Consider the following 25,929-nt stretch of genomic DNA (forward strand, 5'->3'; position numbering starts at 1 on the left):
CCGCGGCTGGATTCACCATGCGCCCACCATCGCCGGAGGAGTGCGTCGTGACGACCGAACTTTGCATGCTGCTGTGGAGTGTGGTGCTGGGGCTGGTGCAGATCGCCCTGGCGGCGAGCTGTTCGATCGGCCAGCGCGGGCTCGGCTGGATCGCCAGCGCGCGCGACGAGGTGAAGCCGCCGCTGACCGGCGTCGGCGGACGACTCGATCGTGCCCGCGCGAACTTCCTGGAAACCTTTCCGCTGTTCGCCGCCGCGGTGCTGGCCGCGCAGGTGATGCAGCAGCACGACCCGCTCACCGTGCTCGGTGCGCAACTTTATTTCTGGGCACGCGTGCTCTACGTGCCGGTGTATGCCGCCGGCATTCCCTACCTGCGCACGCTGGTCTGGGCGGTGAGCCTCGCCGGCATCGTGTTGTTGCTGGTGGCGCTGCTCTGAGCGGCCGGGGCCCCGCCGCTCAATACCGGGGCACACCCGCCTTGCGGCACTGCTGCACCCACTTGCGCGCGGTCGACGCGCCGACCGTGTCGTTCGCCTGCAAGCGGGTCTCGACGATGGTCTGCCAGTTGCGCGCGCACAGCGGACCAAGGCGCGGGCCCAGCGTCCACGACTTGTGCGCCAGCTTTTCGGCGCGCACGAAATTCTTCAGCCGGATCGCGATCTCGGCGCGCTCCTGCAGCAGGTCGGGCGCATCGGGGCTGATCTGCAGCGCCTTGTCCAGCGTGGCGGCGGCGGCAGTGTAGTTGCCGCTGCGTTCGTCCTGTTCCGCCTGGACCATCAGCGCATCCACGGCCGGGTCGCGCAGCGGCTTCACGTCGATGACCGAATCGTCGTGCGCGCCGGCGGCACGGATCGCCGCCACCGCGTCATGCTCCGGCACGGCCGCCGGCGCTGGTGCCGGCGCGGAACGAAACAAGCTGCAGCCGGCCAGGGTGGCAAGCAGCGCCGACAGCAGCAGCGGCGCGAGGCGTCGGGAAGTCATGGGCATGGTCACGGCGTGGTGGTCGAGGGAGCGGGGGTGGCGGTGTCGCCGCCGAACAGGCTTTGCCAGAAGCAGCCCTCGGCATCGGCCGGCAGGCTGCCGGCGACCACCGGCACCTGCTGCGCGCCCTGGCATTGCGGCTCGGTGCGGCGGCCATCGGCGGGGTTGATCCAGGCCATTTCCAGGCCCGGTCCCGGCGCGGCGGACAATGGCGTGGTGGGCAGCTTGGCGAACAGGTCGCGCCAGGCGCGCAAGCCGCCGCTGGCGCCGAACAGCGTGGTCGGCTTGTTGTCGTCGCGGCCCATCCAGAACACCGCCAGGTGGTCGCCGGTGAAGCCGGCGAACCAGCTGTCGCGCATGTCGTTGCTGGTGCCGGTCTTGCCGGCGGCGTGCAGCGAGGCCAGCGCGGAGTTGCCGATCGCGCTGGCGGTGCCGTACTCGGCCACCTGCTGCATTGCCCAGGTGGTCAGCCGCACCGCCTCCTGGTATTCGCCGGGACCGGGCTGCACCTGGTAGCGCTTGATCGTGCGGCCGCTGCCGTCGAGCACGCCGCGCACCGCCAGCAGCGGCAAGGCGTGACCATCCGCCGCCAGATACTGATAGAGCTGCGCCACCTGCAGCGGAGACAGGTCCAGCGCGCCGATCAGCAGCGAGGGGCTGGGATTGACGTCGGTGAGCCCGAACGATTCGAGGAACGCACGGATACGCGGCAAGCCCACCGCCATGCCGAGATGGATCGTGGCGAGGTTCCACGAATGCGCCAGCGCATCGACCATGATCAGCGGGTCATGGCTGCGGTGGTCGTCGTTCTGCGGCGTCCACATGCTGCCGTTGGGCTGGCGCATGCTGATCGGGCTGTCGTCCATCATGCTGGCCAGGTTCCAGCGCTCGGGCTGGGTCAGCGCGACCAGGTAGACGAACGGCTTGATCGTGGAGCCGATCTGCCGGCGGATGTCCAGCGCGCGGTTGAAACCCGGCTCGCCCGGATTGCGGTTGCCGACCACGGCAAGCACGCTGCCGGTGTGCGCATCGGTCACCACCGCCGCCGCCTGCACGCCGTCGCCGCGCTTGCCCAGGCCCTTGAGCGAACTGGTGATCGCCTGCTCGGTGTACAGCTGCGCGGCCGGGTCCAGCGTGGTGAAGATCGACAGGTTGCCTTCGCGCAACGCCTTCTCGTCGAAGTCGGTGGTGATCTGCTTGCGCACCAGATCCATGAACGCGGGGAAGCGGTTGTGCGGCAGCTGGCCGTTCTTGATCACGTCCAGCGGCGCAGCCTGGCCCGCATTGAGCTGCGCGGCGCTGATCAGGCCGGTGTCGAAGAACTCCTGCAGCACCAGGTTGCGCCGCGCCAGGGCGCGCTTGGGTGCGCGGCGCGGGTCGTAGTAGCTCGGCCCCTTCACCAGGCCGACCAGCAAGGCGATCTCCTGCGGCCGCAGCTCCTGCAGCCGGCGCCCGAAATAGAACTCCGACGCGGCGCCGAAACCGTGCACCGCCTGCGCCCCCTGCTGGCCCAGGAACACGTCGTTGACGTAGGCCTCCAGGATGCGCCCCTTGCTGTAGTGCGCCTCCAGCAGCAGCGACATCAGCGCCTCGTTGATCTTGCGCGTCAAGGTCTGGTCGCGGCTCAGGAACAGGTTGCGCACCAGCTGCTGGGTCAGCGTGGAACCACCCTGCACGGTGTGGCCGGCACGCAGGTTGGCCAGCGCCGCGCGCGCGATCGCGCCGAAGTCGATGCCGATGTTGTTCTTGAAATTGCGGTCCTCGACCGACTGCAGGCCCTTGACCAGCAGCGGCGGCACGTCGCGCAACTGCACGAAGCGTCGCTCCTCCTGGCTGGCGCCGTACAGCGTGGCGATGCGCGCCGGGTCGAGATGGGTCTGCTTGATCGGCTGCTTGTCCGCCGCGGTGTGCACCGAGGCCACCTCGCCGCCGCCCAGGGTCACCACGATGCGCTTGGGCAACTCGCCGCCGTCGGGGCCGGCGTAGCCACGCGAGGAGATCGTGTAGCGGCTGCCCTGCTTCATCCAGCTGCCGGGCACCTGGCCCTTGCCGTCGTGGCTGTAGCCGGCGAAGGTCAGTTCCAGTTCCAGCGCGGCGCTGGTCATCGGCTCGCCGGCCTGCAGCGGCAGCGGCCGCGCATACACCCGCGTGGGCACCGCGAACACCAGGTCGTTGAAACGATCCTGCACGCGCTTGTTGAGCACCAGCACGTACGGCAACACGAAACCGACCAGCAGGCCCAGGCCGATCCAGCACGGAATGCGCAGCCACGGCCAGCTGCGGCGGGCGAGGGAACGGGTACGGTCGAGGAAGCTCAAGGGCGGCGGAATCCGGCGATCAGGTTTCCCGATGATAGGGCGTGCATCCCGGCGCGCCCATGAACGCCGCGGCGGTTTTGCGGGCAATTCCCGGGCATGTGGATGGTAGGGCGGGCACTGCCCGCCGGTTTTGGGCATGCCTTGGCGTTCCGGGCGGCGGGCCATGCCCGCCCTACGCCGGTGGCTGCCACGTCCCCGCATCCGGCCGAAACGGCCGCGGGTGAATGCCCAGCAAGCGCTGCAACTCGCCGTTGTCGGCGACCAGATCGCGGTCCAGCCGGCTCAGCGGGCCACGCAGCGGCGGGCACGTGCGAGCAAGCAGCCGCAACAACCAGGCTGGCAGCGGCACTGTCACGGTGGCGCGCGGCAGGCTGTCGCGCACGCGCGCGAACATCTGCGGATACGGCAGCCGTTCGCCGCCGCCGATCGGCACGATGCGTCCCGCCGAGGCGGGACAATCCAGCGCGGCCAGCACTGCCTGCGCGACGTCGTCGGCATGCACCGGCTGGCGCAGGCCACGCGCGGCCGGGATCGGAAACAACCGCGTGCGCAGCGCACGGCGCGCGATCGGGGTGAGGCTGCGATCGAGCCCGGCGCCATACACCAGGGTCGGCCGCAGCACGGTCCACGCGCAGCCGTGGCGGGCGCAGGCGGTGGCCAGCGCAGCCTCGCCCTCGCGCAGCTGGCGCGCGATCGCGCGCTCGGCCGGCACCACCGAATCCCGCTTGCTTTCGGCGCTCATCGAACTGGTGGCCACCACCCTCGGCGCGCCGACCAGGCTGGCACGGGCCAGCCATTCGGCCAACGCCAGCAAGGGACCGAAACTGATGATTGCCGACAGTTCGGGCAACGTCGGCATGTCGTGCGGCAGGTTACCGCGCAGCCACTGCACCCCGTCGCGCGCGGGCCGCGGATGCCGGCTCAGCGCCAGCACCGGCTCACCGGTGGCGCGCAGGTGCGGCAGGACGAAGTGGCCGATCTGGCTGCTGCCGCCGACGACCAGCACCGTCATGCCGGCCTCACGGATTGCCCTGCAGTCGCGCGGCGAGCTCGGTCACGCGCGGATGGTTGGGCGCGAGCTTACGCGCGCGCGCGAGCGACTGGCCGGCGCCGATGCGGTCGCCGCCATCGAGCTGCTGCTGGGCCCGATCGACCCAGGCGCTGGCCAGCTGGTTGCTCAGCCCCAGCTGTGCCGGATCGCCCGGCGCCAATTCGCCCAGGTTGGCCAGCATGTCGCCGGCCTGCTTCAGCTGGCCGGCCGCGAGGGCCTGCTTGAACAACTGTTCGACCCGGCCCGGCAAGGCCTGCAGGCCCTGCCGCGCAAGCACGTCGTTGCCGTCGATCGCCAGCGCGCTGCGGTACAGGTCGTACGCGCTGTCGCCGGGCGGCATCATGATGTTGCCGCTGGCGGTGGCCTGCTGCGCGCGCTGCACCAGTTGGGCCACGGCTGCGCTTTGCTGCGGCGACAACGCGGCGGCGACCACCGGGGCCTCGTCGGCCGCGTGCACCGTCTCGGCGGGTTCGTCCGCGGGTGGCTTGCTCGCCGGCGGCTTGCTCTGCAGCCGCGCGCGGGCGGCGGCCAGATCGGCCGACTTCGGCGCCAGCGCATTCGCCTGGCCGAGCAGTTTGGCCGCCTGCGCGCGATCGCCGTCATCCATCGCCGCATTCGCCTGCACGGTCAGCGCCTGCGCCACGTCGCCCAGCCCGGCCTTGGCCTCCTCGCTGTCCGGATCAAGCGCCAACGCAGCCCTGAAGTGCGCCAGCGCGGTGTCGTCGCCGGAGCCGGCGATGCGGCCGTCGCGCAAGGCCTCACGGCCCTGGGCAATGGCATCCTTTACCGCGCCATCCTGTTGCTGGCGCCGCTGCGCCTGCAGCGCGCGCAGCGCCGGCAGCGAGCCGTTGTTCGGCCGCAGCGCGGCGATCTGCAGCACCAGCGGATCGGCCTTGGCCAGGTCGCCCGCCTCCAGCGCGTCGTGTGCCTGCACCGCCAGCGCGTTGGCGACCTGGTCCAGCCCGTGCGCGGCCACTGCGTTGTCCGGGTCGGTGCGCAACACGCGCTGGTAGAGCGCGCCGGCGCCGTCGGCACCATCCAGCTTGCCCTGCGCCAATGCCTGCTTGGCCTGGTCGACCAGGTCGCCGGTGTGCATCTGGCCCGCCTGCGCCTGGCGGATGAGCATGTCGAGGCGATCCACGTCGCGCCCGCCACCGAGCAGTTCGCGGGCGACCGTGGCGCGCTGGGTGGCCTCATCCAGCCGGCCTGCCTGCAGCGCCGCATCGGCTTGCGACAACTCGGCCTGGCCAACCTGGCGCAGGCCGTCGCGGGCGCGATCGTTGTCCGGCTCGCTGGCCGCCACCTGCTGGAACAGTTCGCGCGCGCTGGTGCCGTCCTCGCCATCCAGGTGGCCCGCGTCCAGCGCCTGCTGCGCCTGCGCCAGCACGCTGTTGAGGTCGGTGCGCGGCAACATGCCGCGCAGCCGGTTCTGGCTGAACCAGAGCGCCGCGCCGAGCGCGACGACCAGCAGGATCAAGATCGGCAGCAGCCAGCCGCGACGCCCGCGCGATGCCGCGGTGCGAATCCCGCGGGCACGACGCCTTTCCACGGTGACCCGCGGCAGGCCATCGGCAGCGGACGCGCGCGGCTTGCCCTCCACCTGATCGAGGTCGCCCAGGGTGGGCTCGCTGCGGTTCGGTGGCCGGGCATCATGCGGGTTGCGGCGGCTGCTCATGATTCATGGCACTGGCGATAAGCGGTCGCAGCTTAACATCGCGCGACCGGACGGCCCGGCCTGCGCGATACCGGCGTTCAGCGTCCAGCGCTGCTGGCGAGGGCGGCTCGGCGCCCGGCGCCGCGCTAGGCGCTGATGCGGCGCACTTCGGTGACGTTGGGCAGCGCCAGCAGCTTGCCCAGCAGGGTGGACAGCTGTTCGAAATCGCGCACGCGCAGGGTGTAGCGCATCTCCACTTCGCCGGTCTGCGGACGCGAGCGGCTGGACGAGGCGATGATGTGGGTGCCGGCGTTGCTGATGAGGTTGGTGACGTCTTTCTGCAGCTCCTTGCGGTCGTAGCCGCGCAGTTCGATGTCCACCTCGTAAGCCTGGCTGGCGACGTGGCCCCAGCTCACCTCGATCACCCGGTCCGGGTCGCGCCGCGCGAGCCGCGCCAGGCTGCCGCAATCGGCACGATGCACCGAAACGCCGCGGCCCTTGGTGATGTAGCCGCGTACCGCGTCGCCCGGCAGCGGCTGGCAGCAGCGCGCCAGCGTGGTAAGCAGGTTGCCGACGCCTTCGATGCTCAGCGCGCCCTGGTCCAGCGTGGCCGGCCGCGCCGGCGGCGGTGCCGGCGCGGGCGGCGGCGGTTGCACGGACTCCTGCAGCACGCGGGCGATCTGGCCGGGCGTGACCTCACCCAGTGCCAGCGCGATCAGCAGCTCGTCCTGCGTCTGCAGGTGGAATTGGGCGGGCAGCTTGCCGATGTCGGCGGCGGGCAGCGCCAGGCGCTTCAGTTCGCGCTCGAGCATGGCGCGCCCGACGCCGAGGTTGGCGTCGTGCGCGATGCGGCGGAACCACGCGCGCACCTTGTCCTTCGCCCGCGCGGTGTTGAGGTAGCCATGGTGCGGCGAGAGCCAGTCGCGGCTGGGTTCGGCGACCTTGGTGGTGAGGATCTCCACGCGGTCGCCGCTCTGCGGCTGGAAGGTCAGCGGCACGATGCGGCCGTTGACCTTGGCGCCGCGGCAGCGGTGGCCGACCTCGGTGTGCACCAGGTAGGCGAAATCCAGCACGGTGGCGCCACGTGCCAGGTCGAACACCTCGCCCTTGGGGGTGAGCAGGTAGACGCGGTCTTCCAGCAGCTCGGTCTGCAGCTCGGCGGCGAGGTTGCTGTCGTCGCCGCTGCGCGGCTCCAGCAGCTTGCGCATCCAGGCGATCTTGGCCTCGAACTCGGCGTCGCTGCCGCCACCCTCCTTGTAGCGCCAGTGCGCGGCCACGCCCAGTTCGTTGGCGCGATGCATCTCGTGGGTGCGGATCTGCACCTCCAGCGTCTTGCCCTGCGGCCCGACCACCGCGGTGTGCAGCGACTGGTAACCGTTGGGCTTGGGCCGCGCGATGTAGTCGTCGAACTCGTTCGGCAGGTGCGGCCACAGCGCGTGCACCACGCCCAGCGCGGCGTAGCACTCGGTGACGCTGTCGACCAGCACGCGCACCGCGCGAATGTCGTAGAGGTCGGAAAAATCCAGCGACTTGCGCTGCATCTTTTTCCAGATCGAGTAGATGTGCTTGGGCCGCCCCGCCAGGTCGGCCTGCAGGCCGGCGGCGTCCAGCGCCTGTTTCAGCTCGTCCAGCGACTGGCGGATGAATGCCTCGCGATCGACGCGGCGCTCGTCGAGCAGCTGGGCGATGCGGCGATAGGTGTCCGGCTGCAGGTGGCGGAACGCCAGGTCCTCCAGCTCCCATTTCAGTTGCCAGATGCCGAGCCGGTTGGCCAGCGGGGCATGGATGTCGCGGCTCAACCGCGCCAGCGCGGCAGCCTGCTCCGGCGGCAGCGACGCCGCGGCGCGCATCCGCGCGAGCTGGCGCGCCAGCAGCACGAACACCACGCGCAGGTCGCGCACGATCGCCAGCAACAGCCGGCGCAGGCCTTCGGTCGCCCCGCCGGGTGCGCGCTGCGCGTGCAAGGTCCACACCTGTTCGGCCGCCTGCTGGCCGGCGACCAGGCGCTGCACGTCCGCCGGCAGGCCCGGGCCGCGCGCAGCCCACAACGCCGGATCGACGCGCGCCAGCTCGAACCACAACGCCGCCGCCTGGGTCGACGCGTCACAACCGAGCATGCCGAGCAGGTCGAGGGTGTCGCCGCACTCGGCCTGGTCGACCGGATGCTCGCCGCAGGCCTCCAGCGCATCGGCCAGATCGGGTGACAGCGTGTCGGCGCGCTTGCGCCATGCGGCGAGGCTGCCTGAATGAGTGCGCGGGGCCATGATGGCGGCCATTGTAGTGGCATGGTCGCGGCGGGCGGCCTGCGGCGCTTGGCCTCGGGCCGCTTGGCGGGCAGAATCGGGATTCGCCATTCCGGCTTCGAGGAAATCCCCATGTCCTTCCGCGCACGCTGTCTCCCGCTGTTGCTGGCCCTCCCGTGCTGCGCCGTGTACGCGCAGCAGACGTCCGGCGACCTGCAGCAACGCATGAGTCCTTCCGAGTTCAAGGCCGCTGGCCTGGACAAACTCTCGCCGCAGGAACTGCAGAATCTCGACGCCTGGCTGCGCACGCACGCCAAGACCACCACCAAGATGGTCAGTGCCAGCGGCAAGCCGGTGTTCTACGCGAGCGATGCCAAGCGCGAGAAGATCGAGACCCGCATCAAGGGCCACTTCGACGGCTGGAGCGGCAACAACGAGTACACCCTGGACAACGGACAGGTCTGGCGGCAGATCGGCTCGGACAATGTGTCGTGCATGACTGCCGACAATCCCTCGACCAAGGTCAAACCCTCGATGATGGGCAACTGGCTGATGTACGTGTCCGGCTGCAACGGCAGCGTGCACGTGGAACGCGTGCGCTGATCCGGCCGCTCACGCGAGCGCGGCCAGCGCCTTCGCCAGCCGCTTGGCCGACACCGGCTCGGCGGTCTTCAGCTCCTGCGCGAACAGCGACACGCGCCATTCCTCGATCAGCCAGCGCAACTCGGCCAGTTCGGCCGGGTCGCCGCCGGCGGCGCGGTGTTGCAGGTACGCGCGCCAGTACGGCAGCACCTGCAGCATGCGTTGCTGGTCCTTCGCCGGGTCCTGGCGCAAGCGTTCGCCACGCAGGCGCATCGCCTTGAGGTAGCGTGGATAATGCGCCAGCCGTGAAGGCGGCAGCTCGCGCAGGAAACCAGGCACGAGCAGCGCGTCGAATTGTTCGCGCAGGTCGTCGTAGCTGGCGCGGGCGAAGCCGAGCAGCGGCGGCTCGAGCCAGGGCTTTGCCTCGGCCTGCGCCTCGATGATCGGCTCGGCCAGCTTGAGCCGCTCGACGCCGGCACCGAACAGTTCGCGCGAACACTGCGTGCGCAGCGCCTCGAACGCGCCGGCGGTACGCACGTCCAGTGCGTGGCGTTCCAGCAGATCGGTGAAGCCGCCTTCGAGCAGGTCTTCGCGCAGGCCGTCGACGCCGCCGAGCGGCGCGTATTTCAACGCCAGCGCGTTGCCGATCGGCAATCTCCGGCGCGCCTGCTTCGCCTCGCTGGCCAGTGCGTTGCGCAGCAGCCGCACCACGCCGGCGGCATGCGCCGCGCGCGATTCGTCGCTGCGCTCGAATACGCGCAGCGCCACCGTCTCGCCCAGGTCGACCAGGGCCGGAAACGCGGTGAGGCCGGCGTCCGAACGCACCTGCGCAGGGATCGCCTCGAAATCCCAGCTGGCCACGTCTTCGCGAGTCAGCTCGATATCGGTCTTGCGCGAGAACGCCTCACGCGCCTGGCCTTCCCACTGCCCACGCAGCGCAGCCAGGTCGCGGCCACTGGCCAGCGTCTTGCCGCGCTCGTCATGCAGGCGGTAGCGCATCAGGAAATGCGGCGGCAATTCGATGCCGGCGAACTCGCCGGCGCCGATGTCGACGCCGGTAGCGCGTTTCAGGAAGGCGGCCAGCGCCTTGACCAGCGACTCGTCGCGGGGCGATTCCGCCTCGATGAAGGCGCGCGCGAAATCCGGCGCCGGCACGAAGTTGCGGCGCAACGCCCTGGGCAGGCCGCGGATCAGTTCGGCCACCTTGTCCGCCAGCAGGCCCGGCACCAGCCACTCGCAGCGCGCCGCGGGCAGCGCATTCAACATTGCCAGCGGCAGTTGCAGGGTCACGCCATCGGCCTCGTCACCCGGTACGAAGCGGTATTCCAGTTTGTATCTCTGCGGCACCTCGATGGCGGCGGGAAACGCCTTCGCATCCAGCGCGGCACCACCGCCCATCACGTCATCCAGCGACCAGCGCAGCGCGGCCTGTTCGGCGGGGCGGGCCTTGCGATACCACGCGTCGAGCGCACGCGAGCTGGCGATCTCTTCGGGCAGCTTGCCCTCGAAGAACGCGACCAGTTCGTCCTCGTGACGGATCAATCCTTCGCGGCGCTGCCTTGCCTCGATGCCCAGCGCCTCTTCCAGCACGCGCTGGTTCGCGCGCACGAAATCCGCGGCCGCTCCTGCGCGTCCTGCGCCCGCGGCACTTGCCCGTCCATGATCGGCGCCGTCGATGTCGCCGCGCACCAGCGCCTCGCGCAGGAAGATCGCGTGCGCCAGCGCCGGGTCCTGCTGCTGGAAGGTGACCGGCCGCTTCTCCACCAGCACCAGGCCGAACAGGCTGACCTGTTCGTACGCCACCACGCAGCCGCGCTTCTTCGACCAGTGCGCATCGCGGCAATGCATGCGCAACAGATGCGCCGCCTGCTGCTCGATCCACAACGGCTCCACCCGCGCATTCGCCATGCCCCACACGCGGCCGCCCACGTCGAGGATCTGCGCGGAGAAGATCCAGTTCGGGGGTGCCTTCGACAGGGCCGAGCCGGGAAACACCTGGAACTTGCGCTCGCGCGTGCTCTGGTAGATGCCCTTCTCGTCCTTGCGGCCGACCTGGGTGGGCAGGCCGGCCAACAGGCTGCGATGGACCGCTTCGAAGAGGCGATCCATCGCAGCTTGCTGATCAATAACTCGTTCTTCGCGTTCGCCTCCTCTCCCCTCCGGGGAGAGGATTGCGACCGCAGGAAGTCCCCTTTTCGGGAAGGTGAGGGGCGGGTGCTCGCGCGAAGCCTCCCTGCCTTTGCTTTTCTTTCCGAGCTTTGATGCACCAGCCTGTGAAGTCTTCCGCGACCCCGCTCCCTCACCCCAACCCTCTCCCCGCAGGGGAGAGGGAGCAAGGCGCCAGCCCAGCTCTTCAACGACCAGCAGCAACTGCCGATGCAGCTCGCGCCATTCGCGCATGCGCATGAAGCTGAGGAAGTGCCGCGAGCACCAGTCGCGCAGCTTCGACTGGGTCAGTTCCTCGTGGGCGTCGTGATAGGCCCGCCACAGGTTCAGCACGCCGATGAAGTCGGACTTCGGGTCGGCGAACACGGCGTGCGCGGCGTCGGCCTGCTGGCGTGCATCGCCGGGCCGCTCGCGCGGGTCCTGGATGCTGAGGAAGGCGACGATGACCAGCAGCTCGCGCAACGCATGCAGTTTCTCGCCTTCGACCAGCATGCGCGCCAGCTGCACGTCGATCGGCAGCCGCGCCAGCGTGCGGCCGATCGCGGTGAGCCTGCGCGCCTCGTCGATCGCGGAAATCTCGGTGAGCCGGCGGAAGCCGTCGGCGATCACGCGCGGGTCGGGCGCTTCCAGGAACGGGAACTCATCGACCTCGCCCAGCTTCAGCGCCAGCATGCGCAGGATCACGTTGGCCAGCGACGAGCGCAGCAGCTCCGGATCGGTGAACGCGGCGCGGCCGGCGAAATCGGCTTCGTCGTAGAGGCGATAGCAGACGCCAGGTCCGACGCGGCCGCAGCGGCCCTTGCGCTGGTCGGCGGCGGCCTGCGAGATCGGTTCGACATGCAGCCGCTCGAGCTGGCTGCGCTGGCTGTAGCGCTTGACCCGCGCGGTGCCGGTGTCGATCACGTAGCGGATGCGCGGCACCGTGAGCGAGGTCTCGGCGACGTTGGTGGCCAGCACCACGCGGCGCTTCACGCCGGGCTTGAACACGCGGTCCTGGTCGCCGGCGGAAAGCCGCGCGTACAGCGGCATGATCTCGGTCTCGCGGTATTGCCGGCGCGACAGCAGCTGGTGCGCGTCGCGGATCTCGCGCTCGCCGGGCAGGAACACCAGCACGTCGCCGCGCGGATCGTCGCGGGTGATTTCGTCGAGCACGGCGGCGATGTGTTCGGCGCTGCCCTGCTGCATGCCCTTGCCTGCGGCTTCCACCGGCCGCCAGCGCAACTCCACCGGGTACGCCCGTCCTTCCACCTCGACCACAGGCGCGCCGCCGAAGTGTTCGGCGAACCTTGCGGTGTCGATGGTCGCCGAGGTGACGATGATCTTCAGCTCCGGCCGCTTCAGCGCCAGACGCTTGAGGTAGCCGAGCAGGAAGTCGATGTTGAGGCTGCGCTCGTGCGCCTCGTCGATGATGATGGTGTCGTAGGCACTCAGCCACGGATCGCCCTGGGTCTCGGCGAGCAGGATGCCGTCGGTCATGAACTTGATCAGGCTGCGCTCGGACACCTGGTCGTTGAAGCGCACCTGGAAACCCACGACCTCGCCCAGCGGCGTGCCCAGCTCCTCCGCCACGCGGCGCGCCACCGAGCGCGCGGCCAGCCGACGCGGCTGGGTGCAGCCGATCATGCCCGCTTCGCCGCGGCCGGCGGCCAGGCACAGCTTCGGCAGCTGGGTGGTCTTGCCCGAACCGGTCTCGCCGGCGATCACCACCACCTGGTGTTCGCGGATCAGCTTGACGATGTCCTCGCCGCGCGCGCTGATCGGCAGCGACTCGTCCAGCCGGATTTCGGGCTTGGCCGCGGCACGGTCGCGGCGTTTGGCCGCGGAGCGCTCGATATCGGCGGCCAGCGCCCCCATCTTCTTTTCGTCGGGTCGGCGCGACAGCGTGCGCCAACGTCCCAGCAGGCGACCGAAGTCGCGACTGCACACCGCATCCAGCTGCCGGCGCAAGGTGCGCAAGCCTGGATCGGCAGCGGGATCGGATGCGGGCGCGCAGTGGTCGTTCATCGAACTGCGCATGATAGCCGGTGGCACGCCTCGACCCGATAGTCGGCGACTATCGCCAACATCCGAAGGATTCATTTCCCGCGCGAGCGCCGAGCCACTACTGTTGATTCATTGCATCCACCCCCAAAGGAGCACGCCATGGCCATTTCCATCGGTATCGCCAAGAAGGATCGCGAAGCGGTCGCCAAGCACCTGTCCAAGCTGCTCGCCGACACCTACTCGCTGTACCTGAAGACGCACAGCTTCCACTGGAACGTCACCGGCCCGCAGTTCAACAGCCTGCACCTGATGTTCGAGACCCAGTACAACGCGCTGTGGCTGGCCGCCGACGAGGTCGCCGAGCGCATCCGCACACTGGACGTGTTCGCGCCCGGTTCCTACAGCCAGTTCGCCAAGCTCAGCTCGATCAAGGACGAGCCCGGCGTGCCGGAGTGGCAGGAAATGGTCGGCCAGCTGGTCGAAGGCCACGAGATCGTCGCCGCCACCGCCCGCGACGCCCTCAAGGCCGCCAACGCCGCCGGCGACGACGGCACCGCCGACATGGTCACCGGCCGCCTCAAGGAACACGAGAAGACCGCCTGGATGCTGCGCTCGCTGCTGCGTTGATTTGCGCGTGGCATGAACGAAAGGGCCCGTCGACGACGGGCCTTTTGGTTGGTGAAGACTCCGCGATCTTCGTCCTTTCCGGTTGCTGCGGGACGACGCGCCAGCCTTGCGCTCAAACCGCCAGGAAGGGATGCGGTCGTGCCCGCATGCCCTGCCAACCACGCCGGCCAAGCCACCCCAGCGCACCTGCCGCAACGATCCAGGCGACGGCCAACGCCGCGAACACCGCATGCCCGGCGTGCCACGGATGATGCCCGAGCGTGGCGAACAGCGGGACGAAGGTGCTGGCGGACACCAGCACAGCCATGCCGGCCAGCACCAGCGCCATGCCCCAGCCCGGCAACGGGCAGCCACCGAAAACACCGAGTGACGTGGCCGCCACCGTGGCGACGCAACCGAGCTGGGACAGCACGACAAAGAGCAGCAGCGTGGCGTGGGCGTGGAGCAGCAACGCGGCGGTCAGCACCAGCGCGAGCAGCCCGGTTTGCAGCATGAGTGGCCGGCCCAGGGTGGCGCGCAACAGGGCATGCCGCGCCGCGACGGTGCCGCCCAACCCCGGCAGCAGGGCCAGCAGCGCCAGCTCGGGGCGGCGACGGCGCCAGCTCGCCCAAGGCAGCAGACTGCCCATCAGCATCAGCATCAGGCCGCCCATGATGCCCAGCCAGCCGATGACGTCGATCCCCACGCCAAACAAGACCTGGCGCAGCGGGTCGCCCGGCATGCACGATCGCCATCGCCGGGACATACAGCAGCAGCGGCAGGCCGAAGCGCGTGAAGCGACGCGCGTGACCGCGCAGGCCCTGCGGGGCGTAGCCCTCGCCCAGCGCCACGCGCAGGGCCAGCACGGGTTTGCCGGGACCGACGCCAGCCAGACGCAGTGGCGTTGGCGCCACGCTGGCGCGACGTGGCGCGCCGGCGTGCGGTGCGGCGCCCAGGCCACCCAACGCGCCGCGGCGACCATAGCGGACGATCTGCGCATCATCTTCACGAGTGTCATCGGCCCGCAACAGATGGCGCCAGCGCAACACGTCGACCGCGAGCAACACGATCAGGACGGCCGTTCCCCACACCAGGAAGCCGGGCTGCCCGGGAAACGGCAGCTGGATCACGGGCCGCAATCCGACCGCCAGCGCCGGCAGGAAGGCCAGCGCCATGACGTATCGCCGCCGCAACAGCACCGAAGCGACACCGGCCACCATCGCCAGCGCGGTGAACAAAGCCACCGTGGACGCCTCGCCACCCCGCGCAGCGAAGACGGCCGCAGGCAGTGCGATCGTCGCGGCTGCATACAACCCCAGGCAGGTCGCAGTGGACCGCCCGACGCCGGGGATGCGCAGGCGATGCGTGTCGATGCTGACCAGCAACAGGGCGGCCATCACCCATTGCCAGAAATAGGCCGCGCCAAAGCCGTAGACCACCATCCCGTACAGCCAGCCATGCCGACCCGGGATGAGTAGCGCACAGGCCAGTGCACCGATGCACAGCAGCAGGTAGACCACGCCGCCGATCCAGCGCAGCGAAGGATGCGTGGTGTGCCAGGGCATGGCGATGGCGGTGGTCGGCGTCACCTTGCGGGAGCGGGCGTTCCTCATGGTCATCGCTCACCCATGCGGCAGGAACGGATGCGGCTGGCGCCAGAACGCACGCCAGCCGCGACGGCCGATGGCCAGCAGGGTCGCCAGCAGCGCGATCCACAGCGCGAGGAAGATCGGCGAGAGGGCGAGCCGCTGCGCCAGCAGGTTGTCGCCGAACCGGAACAGCGCCGCGCCGGTGGTGGTCAACATCAGTACGATGGCGGCAATGATGAGTAGGCTTTGCCAGCCACGATGCCACGCCGTGCCACCCAACGCGGCCACGGACAGCGCAAAGGTGGCCAGCATGCCACCGCCCTGGGCGAGCAGCAGCAAGGCGGCATTGCCGCCGGGGAGATGCGCCCACAGCGCCACGCCCAGCATGCCCGCGAGCAGCGCCGCCTGCGCCAGCAGCGTTGGCAGCACGCTGGCCTTGAGCAGGGCGCGCTTGGCGTGCGCGGCACCGCCGACGCCCGGCAGCAGGGCCAGTACCGCCAACTCCGCATTGTCGCGGCTCCAGCGGGCGCGCAGCGCGTCGGCGCGCACCGGGCCCAACACGGCGCCGAACAAACCCAGGGCAAAGGCGATGACCGGTGCGCTAGCGAGCATGGAGAGCACGACGGTATACGCGATGGCGCGGGGCTGATCGTTCGACACGTGGCGCAGCGCAGCCAGCAGTGCGAAGGCGAACAACACGTTGAGCAACACCAGGCCAGCCTGACGCAGGCGACTAGCCACCGTCTGCGGCACGCCCCAACCTCCCAGCGCCACGCGCAGGCCACGCACCAGGTAGTCAGGCCCGACGCGGCGCAGATCGATTCCCGGCTGCATCCGGGAGCTGCGCCGGCGCAGCAGTTCGGCTTCCAGCCTTGCGCCATTGCGGCCCTGTGCGGACAGCGCGCGCCAGCGCAACGCCAATGGTTTGAGCCAGCGCGAAGCGTCGTCGTCGCAGCGCGCGGCCCGACGCCAGCACAGCGCAATCATGGCCCACAGCACTGCAGCCACCGGCGCGGCCCAGTGCAGAAAGCCCACCGGATCGCTGGCCGGCATGGGCAGCCATGCACCCAGGTGGTCGTCGAGCAGGGGCGCCAGGCAGGCCCAGATGCCGAGCCAGAGCGGCAAGGCGGCATAGCCCATGCCGATACCCGCACCCAGTGCAAGTTCGGCCAACGCCACCACGCCGCTGCCACCCAGCATGGCCACCACGACTGCTGGCAAGACGATGGTGAGCGCGGCATACAACACGGTGCTGATCGCCGCTGCGCGTTCCAGCACCGGCAGGCGCAGCCGGCGTGCCTCGTTCGCCAGCACCAGCGCGCGCGGCACCACGGCGGCCCAGAACAGGCAATCGATGACGGCCAGGCCATGCGCCAGACCGGGCCCGGCCCCGGCCGAGCGCCGAAGCAGGACGTAGCCGGCAATGGCCAGGCAGAGGATGACCAGCAAGGTCCTCGCGATGATGCGCCGCATGCGCTGCGACCATGCCATCCACGGCAGCATCAGCAATTGCAGGAACGACGTCACTCCGCGATCTCCACGAACAGATCCTCCAACCCCAGCGCATCGACGCGCGCGCCGGGCAGGTTCGCCGCTTCCGGCCAACGGTCCCGGGCATCGCGCGCCACCACCAGGCTGAAGCTGCCGTCGTCGTGGCGGCGCCGGCTGAGCGAGGGGATCGGTGCGGCGACGTTTGCCGCGGCCGGCAGCCACAGGCGGGCGTAGCGTTCCTTGGCCTCGTCCACGCCACAACGCAGCAGCAACCTGCCCTCGTGCAGGAACGCGATCTCGGAGGCCACGCGCTCCAGGTCGGACACGATGTGGGTGGAGAACAGCACCGTAGTGCCGTTCTCGCCGGCGCGCATCGCCACCTCGCGCAACAGTTCGCGGCGCGCGACGGGGTCGAGCGCGGCGGCGGGCTCGTCCAGCACCAGCAGTTCCGGCTGCGAGGCAAGCGCACGGATCAGGTCCACGCGCTGGCGTTCGCCAGGCGACAATTTGGCCAGCAGCTTGTTCGGCTGGATCTTCCAGCGCTCCAGCGTGTTGCGCGCAAAGCCGGCGTCCCAGCGCGGGTAGAAGCGCCCCACATAATCCAGCATCTGTTGCGCGGTGAGCCAAGCCAGCGCCTCCGGCTGCTGCGGCACATAGGCCAGGCGGGCCTTGACCGCATCGCTCAATTTCAGCGCCGGCTCGCCGAACACGAACGCCGCACCGGACAGCGGTTCGAGCAGGCCCAGCATGGCGCGGATCAGGGTCGACTTGCCCGCACCGTTACGCCCGATCAGGCCCAGCACCGAGCCCGGCTCCAGCGCCAGATCGACCCCGCACAGCACGTTGCTGCCCTCGTAGCAGTGGGTCAACCCGCGCGCCACTAGCGGCTCGACGTCCACGGCATTCGCTTCGTGAAGCATGGCATTCATCCTCGACTCCTCATCAAGCGGCCGAGCCGGTCCAGTACCGCCTCAGCCGGCAACTCCAGTTCTCCCGCATGCCGCGCCAGCGCCGCCAGCTGCGGTTCCAGCAGAGCCAGTCGCTGGCTTTCGGTCTGGCCCGAACGACGCGTTGCCGCCACCACCATGCCCTTGCCGCGCAGCCGTTCCAGCAAGCCCTCGCTCTCGGCCAGCCCGTAGGCCCGCGACACCGTCATCGGATTGATCGCATGAAAACCCGCCACCTCGCGCACCGACGGCAACAGTTCACCGGCCACCAACTGGCCACCGGCGATCAGGCGCCGCAACTGCTCCACGATCTGTCGATAGATCGGCTCGGAAGCGGAGGGTTGCACGGTAAGCAGCGATGCATCCATGTGTATCATTACACCAATACACATGAGTGGCCGTCAAGCATGACTTGCACAAGGGAACAGACAACGGCTTACCGCGTAGCCGGTGCGCCCCTCATGCTCTTCCTTTCTTGGAGATATCGGCCGGATACGTGCGATGTTGCCGCACAAGGCATGACCCAACGCCTCAAGACAAGAAAGCTAATCAGGCGCCACCTTTTACACTTTGCGCAATTCTGAATTTACTATTCTTGAATAGGCCAATATAAGCAGCCCAAGCCCTATAACCAAGGGAAATCCCGCGCTCAACGCCCCTTCTACCAGCATTAAATCTGCATTAACTGAATCTAGTGGCATACTAGATACACTCTCGATCATGTGGAATAATGCCGCCGCACCGTGGTAACACAGATAGAATCCGCCAAGAACAAGAAGGCAGACCTCTGCGTATAGATTTTTTTTGCTAGCTATCATGACTTGGTTACTCGTACAATGAGGTAATTTAGGCTTCTTGATATCGATCAAATTCTCGATACCTGATTAGTGTCAAACCCCGATTCGGAAATACCCTTTCATGCTAAACGTAGCTTGCATCAGCAAGCGAAGTCGAAATCCCGACGTCCGACATCCTTCGACTTCGGCGCTACGCACCTACACTCAGGGCGAACGGTGAAATGGCAACTGATGTTCGACACTAATCAGGTATCGAGATGGGCTCGCACGGTCATTTTGACAAACGGCAAAAGCCTTGTTCTGCCCGAACAGGGCGGAACAAGGCCCCCTTATCACAAGGCCAGCTTAGGACGCTTCACCGGTTGCAAATGCTGCAATAGCCAGTGCCGCCACTGCAGCAACTTCACCGACCGCCTTTATAGTCTCACCTATTGCGTGACCAACTTTATAAAGTGGATCTGATTTATCCACAACGTCGCCGCCGCAGACATTCACGATATCCGCCTGTGAAAGTTCCAACATTTCATATACTCCCGTCAAATTTGGACAGAGTTTTTGATAGAGTTACGCCTTCACTTAGTGAGACCATCCCACAATCCAACTGCAAAGTCGACCAGTCCGCTAACAAGCTCCGCTTGAGCTTTTTCTGCTGCTTCCGTTTGCTCTGCATCCAGCCCAGGCGGAGTCGTGTTGACGGGTGCGATCCCACCCACAACAAATTCGGTATTGATATTAGATAAACAGTACATCACATAGCTCCCTTTTTGAACCAAGAATACGATGCCGTCTTGGCCTCGGCTACTCCGCTACATCCACTCCATGCGGACGTAACGAAATATTTTGCACCGCGCCGTGTGCAACGGATAGCGCTCGCCGCGCACTAGCGGCCGTCTCCGGTCGATGCGCAATCACGATGCGCGTGATACACAGCCGCTGCACAGCGGCATTGATCTGGCGCTCACGCGCTACATCCAAATGACTGGTCGCCTCATCCAGCACCAGCAGCTTCGACCGCCGATACAGTGCCCTTGCCAGGATCACCCGCTGCTTCTGCCCACCCGACAGACTGGAACCCATATCCCCCACCAGGCTCTGATATCCCATCGGCATGGCTACGATGTCGTCGTGAATGGCCGCGAGCCGCGCGGCGGCCTCGATCCGCACGGGTGTGGCATCGGGGTCGAAGAAGCTGATGTTGTCGGCGATGGAGCCGGCGAACAGCTGGTCGTCCTGCATCACCGCGCCGATCCACTGGCGATAGGTGTCCAGGCCCAGCTTGCGGATGTCGATGCCGCCGAAGCGGACTTCGCCTTCGGTGGGTTGCAGCAGGCCCAGCACGATCTTGGCCAGGGTGCTCTTGCCGCAGCCGCTTGGGCCGACGATGGCGACGGACTCACCCGCTTCGATGCGCAGGTTGCAGTCCTTGAGAATCCACGGCTCGCCATCGGCGTAGCGGAAGCTCACGTTGCGCAGCTCGATGCTGGCCTCGGGGACTGGTCCGGTCCACCCGGCATCGGCGGCCTTCTCCGGTGCGGTGAGGGCGATATCCGCCACGCGTTCGGCATGCAGCTTGAGCATGCTGAAGTCCACCCACTTGTCGATCAGTCCGGCCGCGCGGCTGGTGAACTGGTCGGCGTAGGCGATGAAGGCGATCAGCATGCCGGCGGAGAACTTGCCATCCAGCGCCAGCACGGCGGCGATCCAGATCATTGCCACGCGGCCGATGCCGAACATCAGCTGGTTGCCGAGCGTGAAGGCGATGCCAAGGCGCTGGATGCCAATGCCGCGGTTGGCGGTTTCCACCGTGGCGTTGGCGTAGCGGCCCAGCCGCTCGTCCTGCTTGTTGGCCAGCTTGATCGGCATGGCGCCGCGGATGGATTCCAGAAGCTCGCTCTGCTGGCGGGCGCCGTAGACGATCTGCTCCTCGTTGGCCCGGCGCAGCGGGTTGAAGAAGGCCCAGCGCAGCAGGCCGTACGCGGCGAACAGGCCGACGACGAGCGCGGTGAGCCCGAGGCTGTAGAACGCCATCACCACCAGGGTCACCAGCGACATCACGCCGTCCAGCAGCGAGCCGATGAACTGCGTGGTGAGCGTGCGCTGGATCGTCTGGATCGAGCCGAAGCGCGACACCACGTCGCCCACGTGGCGCTTTTCGAACCAATCCAGCGGCAGGTGCATCAGGTGGTTGAACAGGTTGCTGGCCCACTGCACGTTGAGCGTGGCACCCAACCAGGTGACCGCCCACGAACGCGCCGCCGTGATGATCGCCGAGAAGATCGCCACGCCGATGAAGCCCAGGCCGAGCAGGGTCAGCAGGTCGCGATCGGCGGAGACCAGCACCTGGTCGAGCACCCATTGCATGTAGAACGGGCCGACCAGCGCGAACACCTCCAGCGCCAGCGCCAGCAGCAGGATCTGCCCCAGCGCGGGCAGCAGGCCGCGGACGGTGCCGGTCAACGCACGCAGGGACACCGCCTGGCGCTCGACGACCGGCGCAAAGTCGGCGGCCGGGCTCAGCTCCAACGCCACACCGGTGAAATGCGCAGACACCTCGCGCAGGCTCAGCTTGCGGATGCCACATGCCGGGTCGTGGATCACCACGCTGCGCTTGCCCACGCGCTTGAGCACCACGAAGTGATTGAGGTCCCAGTGCAGCACGCACGGGGTCTTGAGCTGCGCCAGCTCTTCCAGCTCCAGTTTCAGCGGGCGGCAGGTGAGGCCGAGCTGGCCAGCCATCGCCATCACCCGCGCCAGGGTGGCGCCCTTGAGCGAAGTGGAGAAGCGCCGGCGCAGGCCGACCAGGTCGACGTCGTGGCCGTGGAAGCGCGCGACCATCGCCAGGCAAGCCACGCCGCATTCGGCGGCTTCGGTCTGCAGCATCATCGGCAGCGCCCGGCGCCAGCCGAACTGCAAGGCGACACGATAGCCGCGCGAACGCTCCTTTGAGCGTGCCTGCTGGCCGCCATCAGCCATGCGCGGACCCTCCCGCCAGATGATGCGCCATGCCGTACAGCGGCTCGAACACCCACTCGATCAGGCGGCGACGATCGATCAGGATGTCGGCCTCCAGCGCCATGCCGGGCCTGACCGGTTCGGGCTTGCCGTAGGCCAGCACGTGCTGGCTGTCCAGCGCCACCTGCACGCGATACATCGGCTGCGCGGTCTGCGGCCGCTCGCCGATGAGTGTCGCCACGTCGGCGGGGCTCAGCGCGCTGCGCGAGATGTCGGTGACGTGGCCGTACTGCTGGCCGAACTTCTGGTAGGCGAACGCCTGATAGCGCATCACCACGCGGCTGCCCGGCTCGATGAAGCCGATGGCGCGGCTGGGCACCAGCAACTGTGCCTGCATCAGCGAACCGGCCGGCAGGATCGACAACAGCGGCTGGCCGGCACTGACCATCTGCCCGGGCTTCAGCAGCACGGTGGAGACCACGCCAGCGCGCGGCGCATGCAAGACGATCGCGCGCTGCTGCTCGTTCTGCGCTATGGACTGGGTGAGCGCAGCCAACTGGCGCTCGGTGTCGTTGCGTTTGGTCGCCTCATCCAGCGGCAGCTGCGCCAGTTGCTGGTCGGCGCTGTCCAGTTGCTGGCGCGCCTCGAGTTGCTGGCGTCGCAACTGCTTGTACTGCGCCTGCGCATTAAGCACAGCAGTGGTCTGCTGCTGGATCTGCACCGCCGAGACGTAGCCCTTGACGCCGAGTGGCTTGATCCGCGCCAGCAACTGCTGGTTGCTGCTGACCTGCTGTTGCTGCAGCGCCAATTGCCCATCGATCTGCTTGAGCTGCGCTTGCAGAAGCACGACCTTGGCGCGCAGGGCATCCGCCTGCTGCGTGGCGAGTTGATTCTGGTTGGCGAGGTCGCTGCGCAGACGCGCGCGCTGGATGTCGAGTTGTTGCGCCACCAGGGTGTGGGTATCGCCGAGTGCCGTGCTGTCCTGCTTGCTGGACAGCTCAAGTAGCGCGTCGCCGGCCTCAACGTGTTGGCCGCCGCGAACAAGCAGGCGCGTCACCGTGCCCACGCCGGGTGCTGCGACCGTGAGCACGCCACTGTTGGGCACCAGTTGGCCAGTGACGGTTTCGCGGCGGGTGTAATGACCGAGCAGGAGAAACAGCATGATCGCCGCGGCCAGGATCAGCGCCAGCGTGGTGAGCGCCCAACGAGACAGCGGCGTGGCGACGATGATCGAGCCCAGCCACTCACCGCGCTTCGCCTCGATGACTTCCTGTCGGAACAATCCCTGCGACAAACCCGATTCCCCGCTGGCTCGATGTGGCTCCCTGAAGCGTTCAGCGGGGCGCTTGTCGCACACCGCCTATTTCAGGATTCTCAGCTCGCCAGCAGGTGTCCATAGGAAATTTTCTCAGTCGCGACGCATCGCAAAATCGTGCGTGCGCAGGCAAAAAGTCGCCTCTACGCGCCATCCGTTGTGCCGACTGGAATGCGATGGATCGGCTGGGCGCCCAGGTGCAGCCGAACGCTCAGCGAATCAGCAGGAACTTTCGTTCAGCGTGCACGGGTTGCAAGGCGGATTTGCCAACATCGCCGCGGGGAATCTCCCTCGGCGAAGCCATTCCCGCGAGATGCTTTCAATCTGCGGATTGACGACAGGGGCATTTGCGGGACTGACGGCGAACCCTTTCCCGACAATCGTGTCAACGCATTCCGCCGCCCCGCCGGTCAATCGGTGAGCACATGGTCGCCCAGATCTCCTGCCGCGACCCGCCGCGGATCCGCCGCCACGGCCATCGGCCCTGACCTGGCGCTGACCGGCGCCGGGCGGTTCGATTGAGCCGGAGGCCCCGCATTGGTTAAGCTCCGCAGGCTCCACCGCCTGTTGCGCAGGCTCCGCCGGGGATTTTTTTGAGCGCCACCGCAGCCAACTCCAACAGCCGGTATCCGCTGTTCACCGCCATCGTGTTGGCCCTGCTGGCGGCGGCGCTGAACATCGCGCTGTGGTGGGGGGGCAACTACCCGCACGGGCCGGACGACTGGCACGGCAAGATCAGCGGCTTCGCGGTGTCGTTCTTCCAGCGCTACCAGAGCCCGTTCAAGCAGAGCTACCCGAGCGACGAGGAGCTCGGCGCCGACCTCAAGCTGCTGCACCGCTACACCGACCACATCCGCACCTACACCATGCAGCAGAACCCGCAGGTGTACCGGCTGGCACAGCAGCAGGGGTTGAAGGTGATGGCCGGCGCGGAGATCGACAAACGGCTGGAGAACAACGAACGCGAGATCGAGCTGCTGATCGCCAAGGCGCGCGCCTACCCGGACACGATCACCCGCGTGATCGTGGGCAACGAGGTGCTGTTCCGCAACGACCTCACGCCGGAACAGATGATGGCCTACCTCGACCGCGTGCGCGCGGCGGTGCGCCAGCCCGTGTCGATCGCCGAGCCGGACTACATCTGGCTGAAGTACCCCGAGCTGGCGCAGCACGTGGACTACATCACCATCCACCTGTTTCCGTTCTGGAACGGCGTGGTGCGCCACAACGCGGTGGACGCGGCCTATGGCGCGTACGAGTCGATCGTGCAGCGATTCCCCGGCAAGCCGGTGGTGGTGGGCGAGATCGGCTGGCCGTCGAACGGCGACCGCCACGAATACGCCGACCCGTCGACCTCCAACGAGGCGATCTTCGTCCGCGACTGGATGAACCGGGCCAAGGCCGCGCACATCGAGTACTACCTGCTCGAAGCGTTCGACCAGCCGTGGAAGGAGAACCTCGGCGAAGGCCGCACCGGCGCGTACTGGGGCATCTTCAACGCCGACCGCCAACTGAAGTTCCCATTGACCGGGCCGGTGGTGGAGGACACCGCCTGGCCGTGGAAGGCGCTGGCGGCGAGCCTGCTGGCATTGCTGCCGATGATCCTGTTTGCGCGCCGCTTCAGCCGCTTCAAGCTGGTCGGAAAGTTCTTCTTCTGCGCGCTGATCCAGCTCGCCTGCGGACTGATCGTGTGGGCGGCGACGCTGCCTTTCAATTTCTACCTGAGCTGGGTCGACTGGACCATGCTCACGCTGCTGTTCCCGGCGCAGATCGCGATCCTGGCGATCCTGCTGATCAACGGCTTCGAGTTCACCGAGGTGCTGTGGCGGCCGAAGTGGATGCGCCACGCCGGCATGCTGACGCCGGATCATCCGGACCAGCAGCCGTTCGTGTCGATCCACCTGGCCTGCTACAACGAGCCGCCGGAGATGGTGATCGTCACGCTCGATTCGCTGGCCGCGCTGGATTACCAGAACTACGAAGTGCTGGTGATCGACAACAACACCAAGGACCCGGCGGTGTGGCAGCCGGTGCAGGCGTACTGCGAAAAGCTCGGCAAGCGCTTCCGCTTCTTCCACCTGGCGCCGTGGCCAGGCTACAAGGCCGGCGCACTGAACTTCGGCCTGAAGGAAACCGCGCCCGAGGCCGACGTGGTGGCGGTGATCGACGCCGACTACGAGGTGCGCGCCGACTGGCTGTCCACGCTCACCGGCTACTTCCACGACCCCAAGGTCGCCGTGGTGCAGTGCCCGCAGGCGCACCGCGAGTTCGAGCAGAATACGTTCCGCCGCATGACCGCGTGGGAGTACGACGGCTTCTTCCGCATCGGCATGCACCACCGCAACGAGCGCAACGCGATCATCCAGCACGGCACCATGACGATGGTTCGGCGCAGCGCGCTGGAAGGCACCGGCGGCTGGTCGGAGTGGACCATCTGCGAGGATGCGGAATTGGGCCTGCGCCTGATGCATGCCGGTTACGACCTGGTCTACGTCGACGAACTGATGGGCAAGGGCCTGACCCCGGCCGACTTCAAGGCGTACAAGAGCCAGCGCTACCGCTGGGCCTTCGGCGCGATGCAGATCCTCAAGGGCCGCTGGCACTGGATGACGCAGAAGGGCCCGCTCTCGGCCGGCCAGCGCTTCCACTTCCTCACCGGCTGGTTCAGCTGGTTCGCCGACGCGCTGCATCTGATCTTCACCCTGATGGCGCTGTTCTGGACCGCCGGCATGGTCGCCTTTCCGCAGTACTTCAGCCTGCCGATGCAGCTGTTCCTGATCCCGGTGATCGGCTTCTTCTTCGCCAAGGCGATCTTCGGCATCGTGCTGTACCGCGCCCGCGTGCCCTGCAGCTGGCGCGACACGCTGATGGCCTCGCTGGCCAGCATGGGCCTCTCCCACGCGATCGCCCGCGGCATCCTGCACGGACTGACCCGCGAGAAGACCTCGTTCGTGGTCACCGCCAAGAGCCGCCGCCTGGGCGGCAGCAACTTCGCCGCGTTCGCGCCGGTGCGCGAGGAGTTGCTGATGGCGCTGGCGCTGATGCTGTGCATCGCCGGCATGGCCGAGGCGTTCGGCACGCGTTACATCGAGGGCACGTTGTGGATGATCATCCTCGCCGCGCAGTCGATCCCCTACGTGTCGGCGGTGACCGGTGCGTGGATCGCGCATCGATCGGGCGACAAGGCCGGTTGAAATCCAGCGTGGCCCGCAGGCCCGGGCACCGAAGCCACCTGCCGGCATTCATGCGAGCCC

The 25,929-nt window shown here is 67.9% G+C and carries 18 protein-coding genes; 5 read left to right on the forward strand and 13 right to left on the reverse strand.

Annotated elements, in window-relative coordinates; translation table 11 throughout:
* Positions 1-47: 47 nt before the first annotated feature.
* Positions 48-437 carry an MAPEG family protein gene (locus ACVCMI_RS15700; RefSeq protein ID WP_395120064.1) on the forward strand — a complete coding sequence of 130 codons (390 nt, stop codon included), beginning with the start codon at positions 48-50 and terminating at the stop codon, positions 435-437.
* A gap of 19 nt (positions 438-456) precedes the next feature.
* Here the strand turns inward: ACVCMI_RS15700 and ACVCMI_RS15705 are convergent, their stop codons facing one another.
* The 5 genes from ACVCMI_RS15705 to ACVCMI_RS15725 all read right to left on the reverse strand — a co-directional run bounded on the left by ACVCMI_RS15705 (position 457) and on the right by ACVCMI_RS15725 (position 8,268).
* Positions 457-987, reverse strand: a complete 531-nt coding sequence (locus tag ACVCMI_RS15705; protein WP_447098184.1) for a tetratricopeptide repeat protein — start codon at positions 985-987, stop codon at positions 457-459.
* Between the two features lie 2 nt (positions 988-989).
* Positions 990-3,299, reverse strand: coding sequence for a penicillin-binding protein 1B (mrcB, locus tag ACVCMI_RS15710; RefSeq protein ID WP_447098183.1), 2,310 nt, complete (start codon positions 3,297-3,299; stop codon positions 990-992).
* A 172-nt stretch (positions 3,300-3,471) separates the two neighbouring features.
* A complete protein-coding gene (locus ACVCMI_RS15715) occupies positions 3,472-4,311 on the reverse strand; it encodes an SDR family oxidoreductase (RefSeq protein WP_447098182.1) in 840 nt (279 codons plus the stop codon).
* Between the two features lie 7 nt (positions 4,312-4,318).
* On the reverse strand, positions 4,319-6,025 hold the full coding sequence (locus ACVCMI_RS15720) for a hypothetical protein (RefSeq protein WP_447098181.1): 1,707 nt from the start codon (positions 6,023-6,025) through the stop codon (positions 4,319-4,321).
* A gap of 125 nt (positions 6,026-6,150) precedes the next feature.
* On the reverse strand, positions 6,151-8,268 hold the full coding sequence (locus ACVCMI_RS15725; protein WP_447098180.1) for a RelA/SpoT family protein: 2,118 nt from the start codon (positions 8,266-8,268) through the stop codon (positions 6,151-6,153).
* Positions 8,269-8,379: 111 nt separating this feature from the next.
* On the opposite strand from ACVCMI_RS15725, the gene ACVCMI_RS15730 reads away from it, so the two are divergent.
* A complete protein-coding gene (locus ACVCMI_RS15730) occupies positions 8,380-8,850 on the forward strand; it encodes a hypothetical protein (protein ID WP_395120070.1) in 471 nt (156 codons plus the stop codon).
* Between the two features lie 9 nt (positions 8,851-8,859).
* Here ACVCMI_RS15730 and hrpA read toward each other — a convergent pair whose 3' ends face one another.
* The gene (gene hrpA / locus ACVCMI_RS15735; RefSeq protein ID WP_447099528.1) at positions 8,860-12,999 is read right to left on the reverse strand and encodes an ATP-dependent RNA helicase HrpA; all 4,140 of its coding nucleotides are present in this window, start codon (positions 12,997-12,999) and stop codon (positions 8,860-8,862) included.
* A 138-nt stretch (positions 13,000-13,137) separates the two neighbouring features.
* On the opposite strand from hrpA, the gene ACVCMI_RS15740 reads away from it, so the two are divergent.
* Positions 13,138-13,605: a Dps family protein gene (locus tag ACVCMI_RS15740; protein WP_447098179.1), complete on the forward strand. Its 468-nt coding sequence runs from the start codon at positions 13,138-13,140 to the stop codon at positions 13,603-13,605.
* Positions 13,606-13,717: 112 nt separating this feature from the next.
* On the opposite strand, the gene ACVCMI_RS15745 is transcribed toward ACVCMI_RS15740, so the two are convergent.
* The gene (locus tag ACVCMI_RS15745; protein ID WP_447098178.1) at positions 13,718-14,326 is read right to left on the reverse strand and encodes a hypothetical protein; all 609 of its coding nucleotides are present in this window, start codon (positions 14,324-14,326) and stop codon (positions 13,718-13,720) included.
* Here ACVCMI_RS15745 and ACVCMI_RS15750 point away from each other — a divergent pair.
* Positions 14,325-15,062 (forward strand): hypothetical protein, encoded by a 738-nt coding sequence (locus ACVCMI_RS15750; RefSeq protein ID WP_447098177.1) that lies wholly within the window; start codon positions 14,325-14,327, stop codon positions 15,060-15,062. The two genes, ACVCMI_RS15745 and ACVCMI_RS15750, sit on opposite strands and share 2 nt — an antisense overlap.
* Positions 15,063-15,206: 144 nt before the next feature.
* Here ACVCMI_RS15750 and ACVCMI_RS15755 read toward each other — a convergent pair whose 3' ends face one another.
* From ACVCMI_RS15755 to ACVCMI_RS15780, 6 genes are all read right to left on the reverse strand, one after another.
* The gene (locus ACVCMI_RS15755; protein WP_447098176.1) at positions 15,207-16,700 is read right to left on the reverse strand and encodes a hypothetical protein; all 1,494 of its coding nucleotides are present in this window, start codon (positions 16,698-16,700) and stop codon (positions 15,207-15,209) included.
* Positions 16,697-17,593: an ABC transporter ATP-binding protein gene (locus ACVCMI_RS15760; protein ID WP_447098175.1), complete on the reverse strand. Its 897-nt coding sequence runs from the start codon at positions 17,591-17,593 to the stop codon at positions 16,697-16,699. Before ACVCMI_RS15760 ends, ACVCMI_RS15755 begins: the two co-directional genes overlap by 4 nt.
* A complete protein-coding gene (locus ACVCMI_RS15765; RefSeq protein WP_447098174.1) occupies positions 17,590-17,979 on the reverse strand; it encodes a GntR family transcriptional regulator in 390 nt (129 codons plus the stop codon). The genes ACVCMI_RS15760 and ACVCMI_RS15765 overlap by 4 nt, the downstream gene beginning before the upstream one ends.
* A 774-nt stretch (positions 17,980-18,753) precedes the next feature.
* The gene (locus ACVCMI_RS15770; RefSeq protein ID WP_447098173.1) at positions 18,754-18,930 is read right to left on the reverse strand and encodes a hypothetical protein; all 177 of its coding nucleotides are present in this window, start codon (positions 18,928-18,930) and stop codon (positions 18,754-18,756) included.
* 276 nt (positions 18,931-19,206) lie between these two features.
* Positions 19,207-21,381: a peptidase domain-containing ABC transporter gene (locus ACVCMI_RS15775; protein WP_447098172.1), complete on the reverse strand. Its 2,175-nt coding sequence runs from the start codon at positions 21,379-21,381 to the stop codon at positions 19,207-19,209.
* Entirely contained in the window at positions 21,374-22,654 is a 1,281-nt protein-coding gene (locus ACVCMI_RS15780) for an HlyD family secretion protein (RefSeq protein ID WP_447098171.1), read from the reverse strand. Before ACVCMI_RS15780 ends, ACVCMI_RS15775 begins: the two co-directional genes overlap by 8 nt.
* A 614-nt stretch (positions 22,655-23,268) precedes the next feature.
* Between ACVCMI_RS15780 and ACVCMI_RS15785 the strand changes: the two genes are divergently transcribed.
* Entirely contained in the window at positions 23,269-25,869 is a 2,601-nt protein-coding gene (locus ACVCMI_RS15785; RefSeq protein ID WP_447098170.1) for a glycosyltransferase family 2 protein, read from the forward strand.
* The last annotated feature ends 60 nt before the right edge of the window (positions 25,870-25,929 follow it).

The organism is Rhodanobacter sp. UC4448_H15 (genome assembly GCF_052978265.1).

Coding starts and splice junctions, on each gene's coding strand:
- hrpA (WP_447099528.1), bottom strand. CDS start 12,999: ATGAACGACCACTGCGCGCCCGCATCCGATCCCGCTGCCGATCCAGGC.
- ACVCMI_RS15740 (WP_447098179.1), top strand. CDS start 13,138: ATGGCCATTTCCATCGGTATCGCCAAGAAGGATCGCGAAGCGGTCGCC.
- ACVCMI_RS15730 (WP_395120070.1), top strand. CDS start 8,380: ATGTCCTTCCGCGCACGCTGTCTCCCGCTGTTGCTGGCCCTCCCGTGC.
- ACVCMI_RS15745 (WP_447098178.1), bottom strand. CDS start 14,326: ATGCCGGGCGACCCGCTGCGCCAGGTCTTGTTTGGCGTGGGGATCGAC.
- ACVCMI_RS15775 (WP_447098172.1), bottom strand. CDS start 21,381: ATGGCTGATGGCGGCCAGCAGGCACGCTCAAAGGAGCGTTCGCGCGGC.
- ACVCMI_RS15715 (WP_447098182.1), bottom strand. CDS start 4,311: ATGACGGTGCTGGTCGTCGGCGGCAGCAGCCAGATCGGCCACTTCGTC.
- ACVCMI_RS15760 (WP_447098175.1), bottom strand. CDS start 17,593: ATGAATGCCATGCTTCACGAAGCGAATGCCGTGGACGTCGAGCCGCTA.
- ACVCMI_RS15720 (WP_447098181.1), bottom strand. CDS start 6,025: ATGAGCAGCCGCCGCAACCCGCATGATGCCCGGCCACCGAACCGCAGC.
- ACVCMI_RS15765 (WP_447098174.1), bottom strand. CDS start 17,979: ATGGATGCATCGCTGCTTACCGTGCAACCCTCCGCTTCCGAGCCGATC.
- ACVCMI_RS15725 (WP_447098180.1), bottom strand. CDS start 8,268: ATGGCCCCGCGCACTCATTCAGGCAGCCTCGCCGCATGGCGCAAGCGC.
- ACVCMI_RS15750 (WP_447098177.1), top strand. CDS start 14,325: ATGCACGATCGCCATCGCCGGGACATACAGCAGCAGCGGCAGGCCGAA.
- ACVCMI_RS15770 (WP_447098173.1), bottom strand. CDS start 18,930: ATGTTGGAACTTTCACAGGCGGATATCGTGAATGTCTGCGGCGGCGAC.
- ACVCMI_RS15705 (WP_447098184.1), bottom strand. CDS start 987: ATGCCCATGACTTCCCGACGCCTCGCGCCGCTGCTGCTGTCGGCGCTG.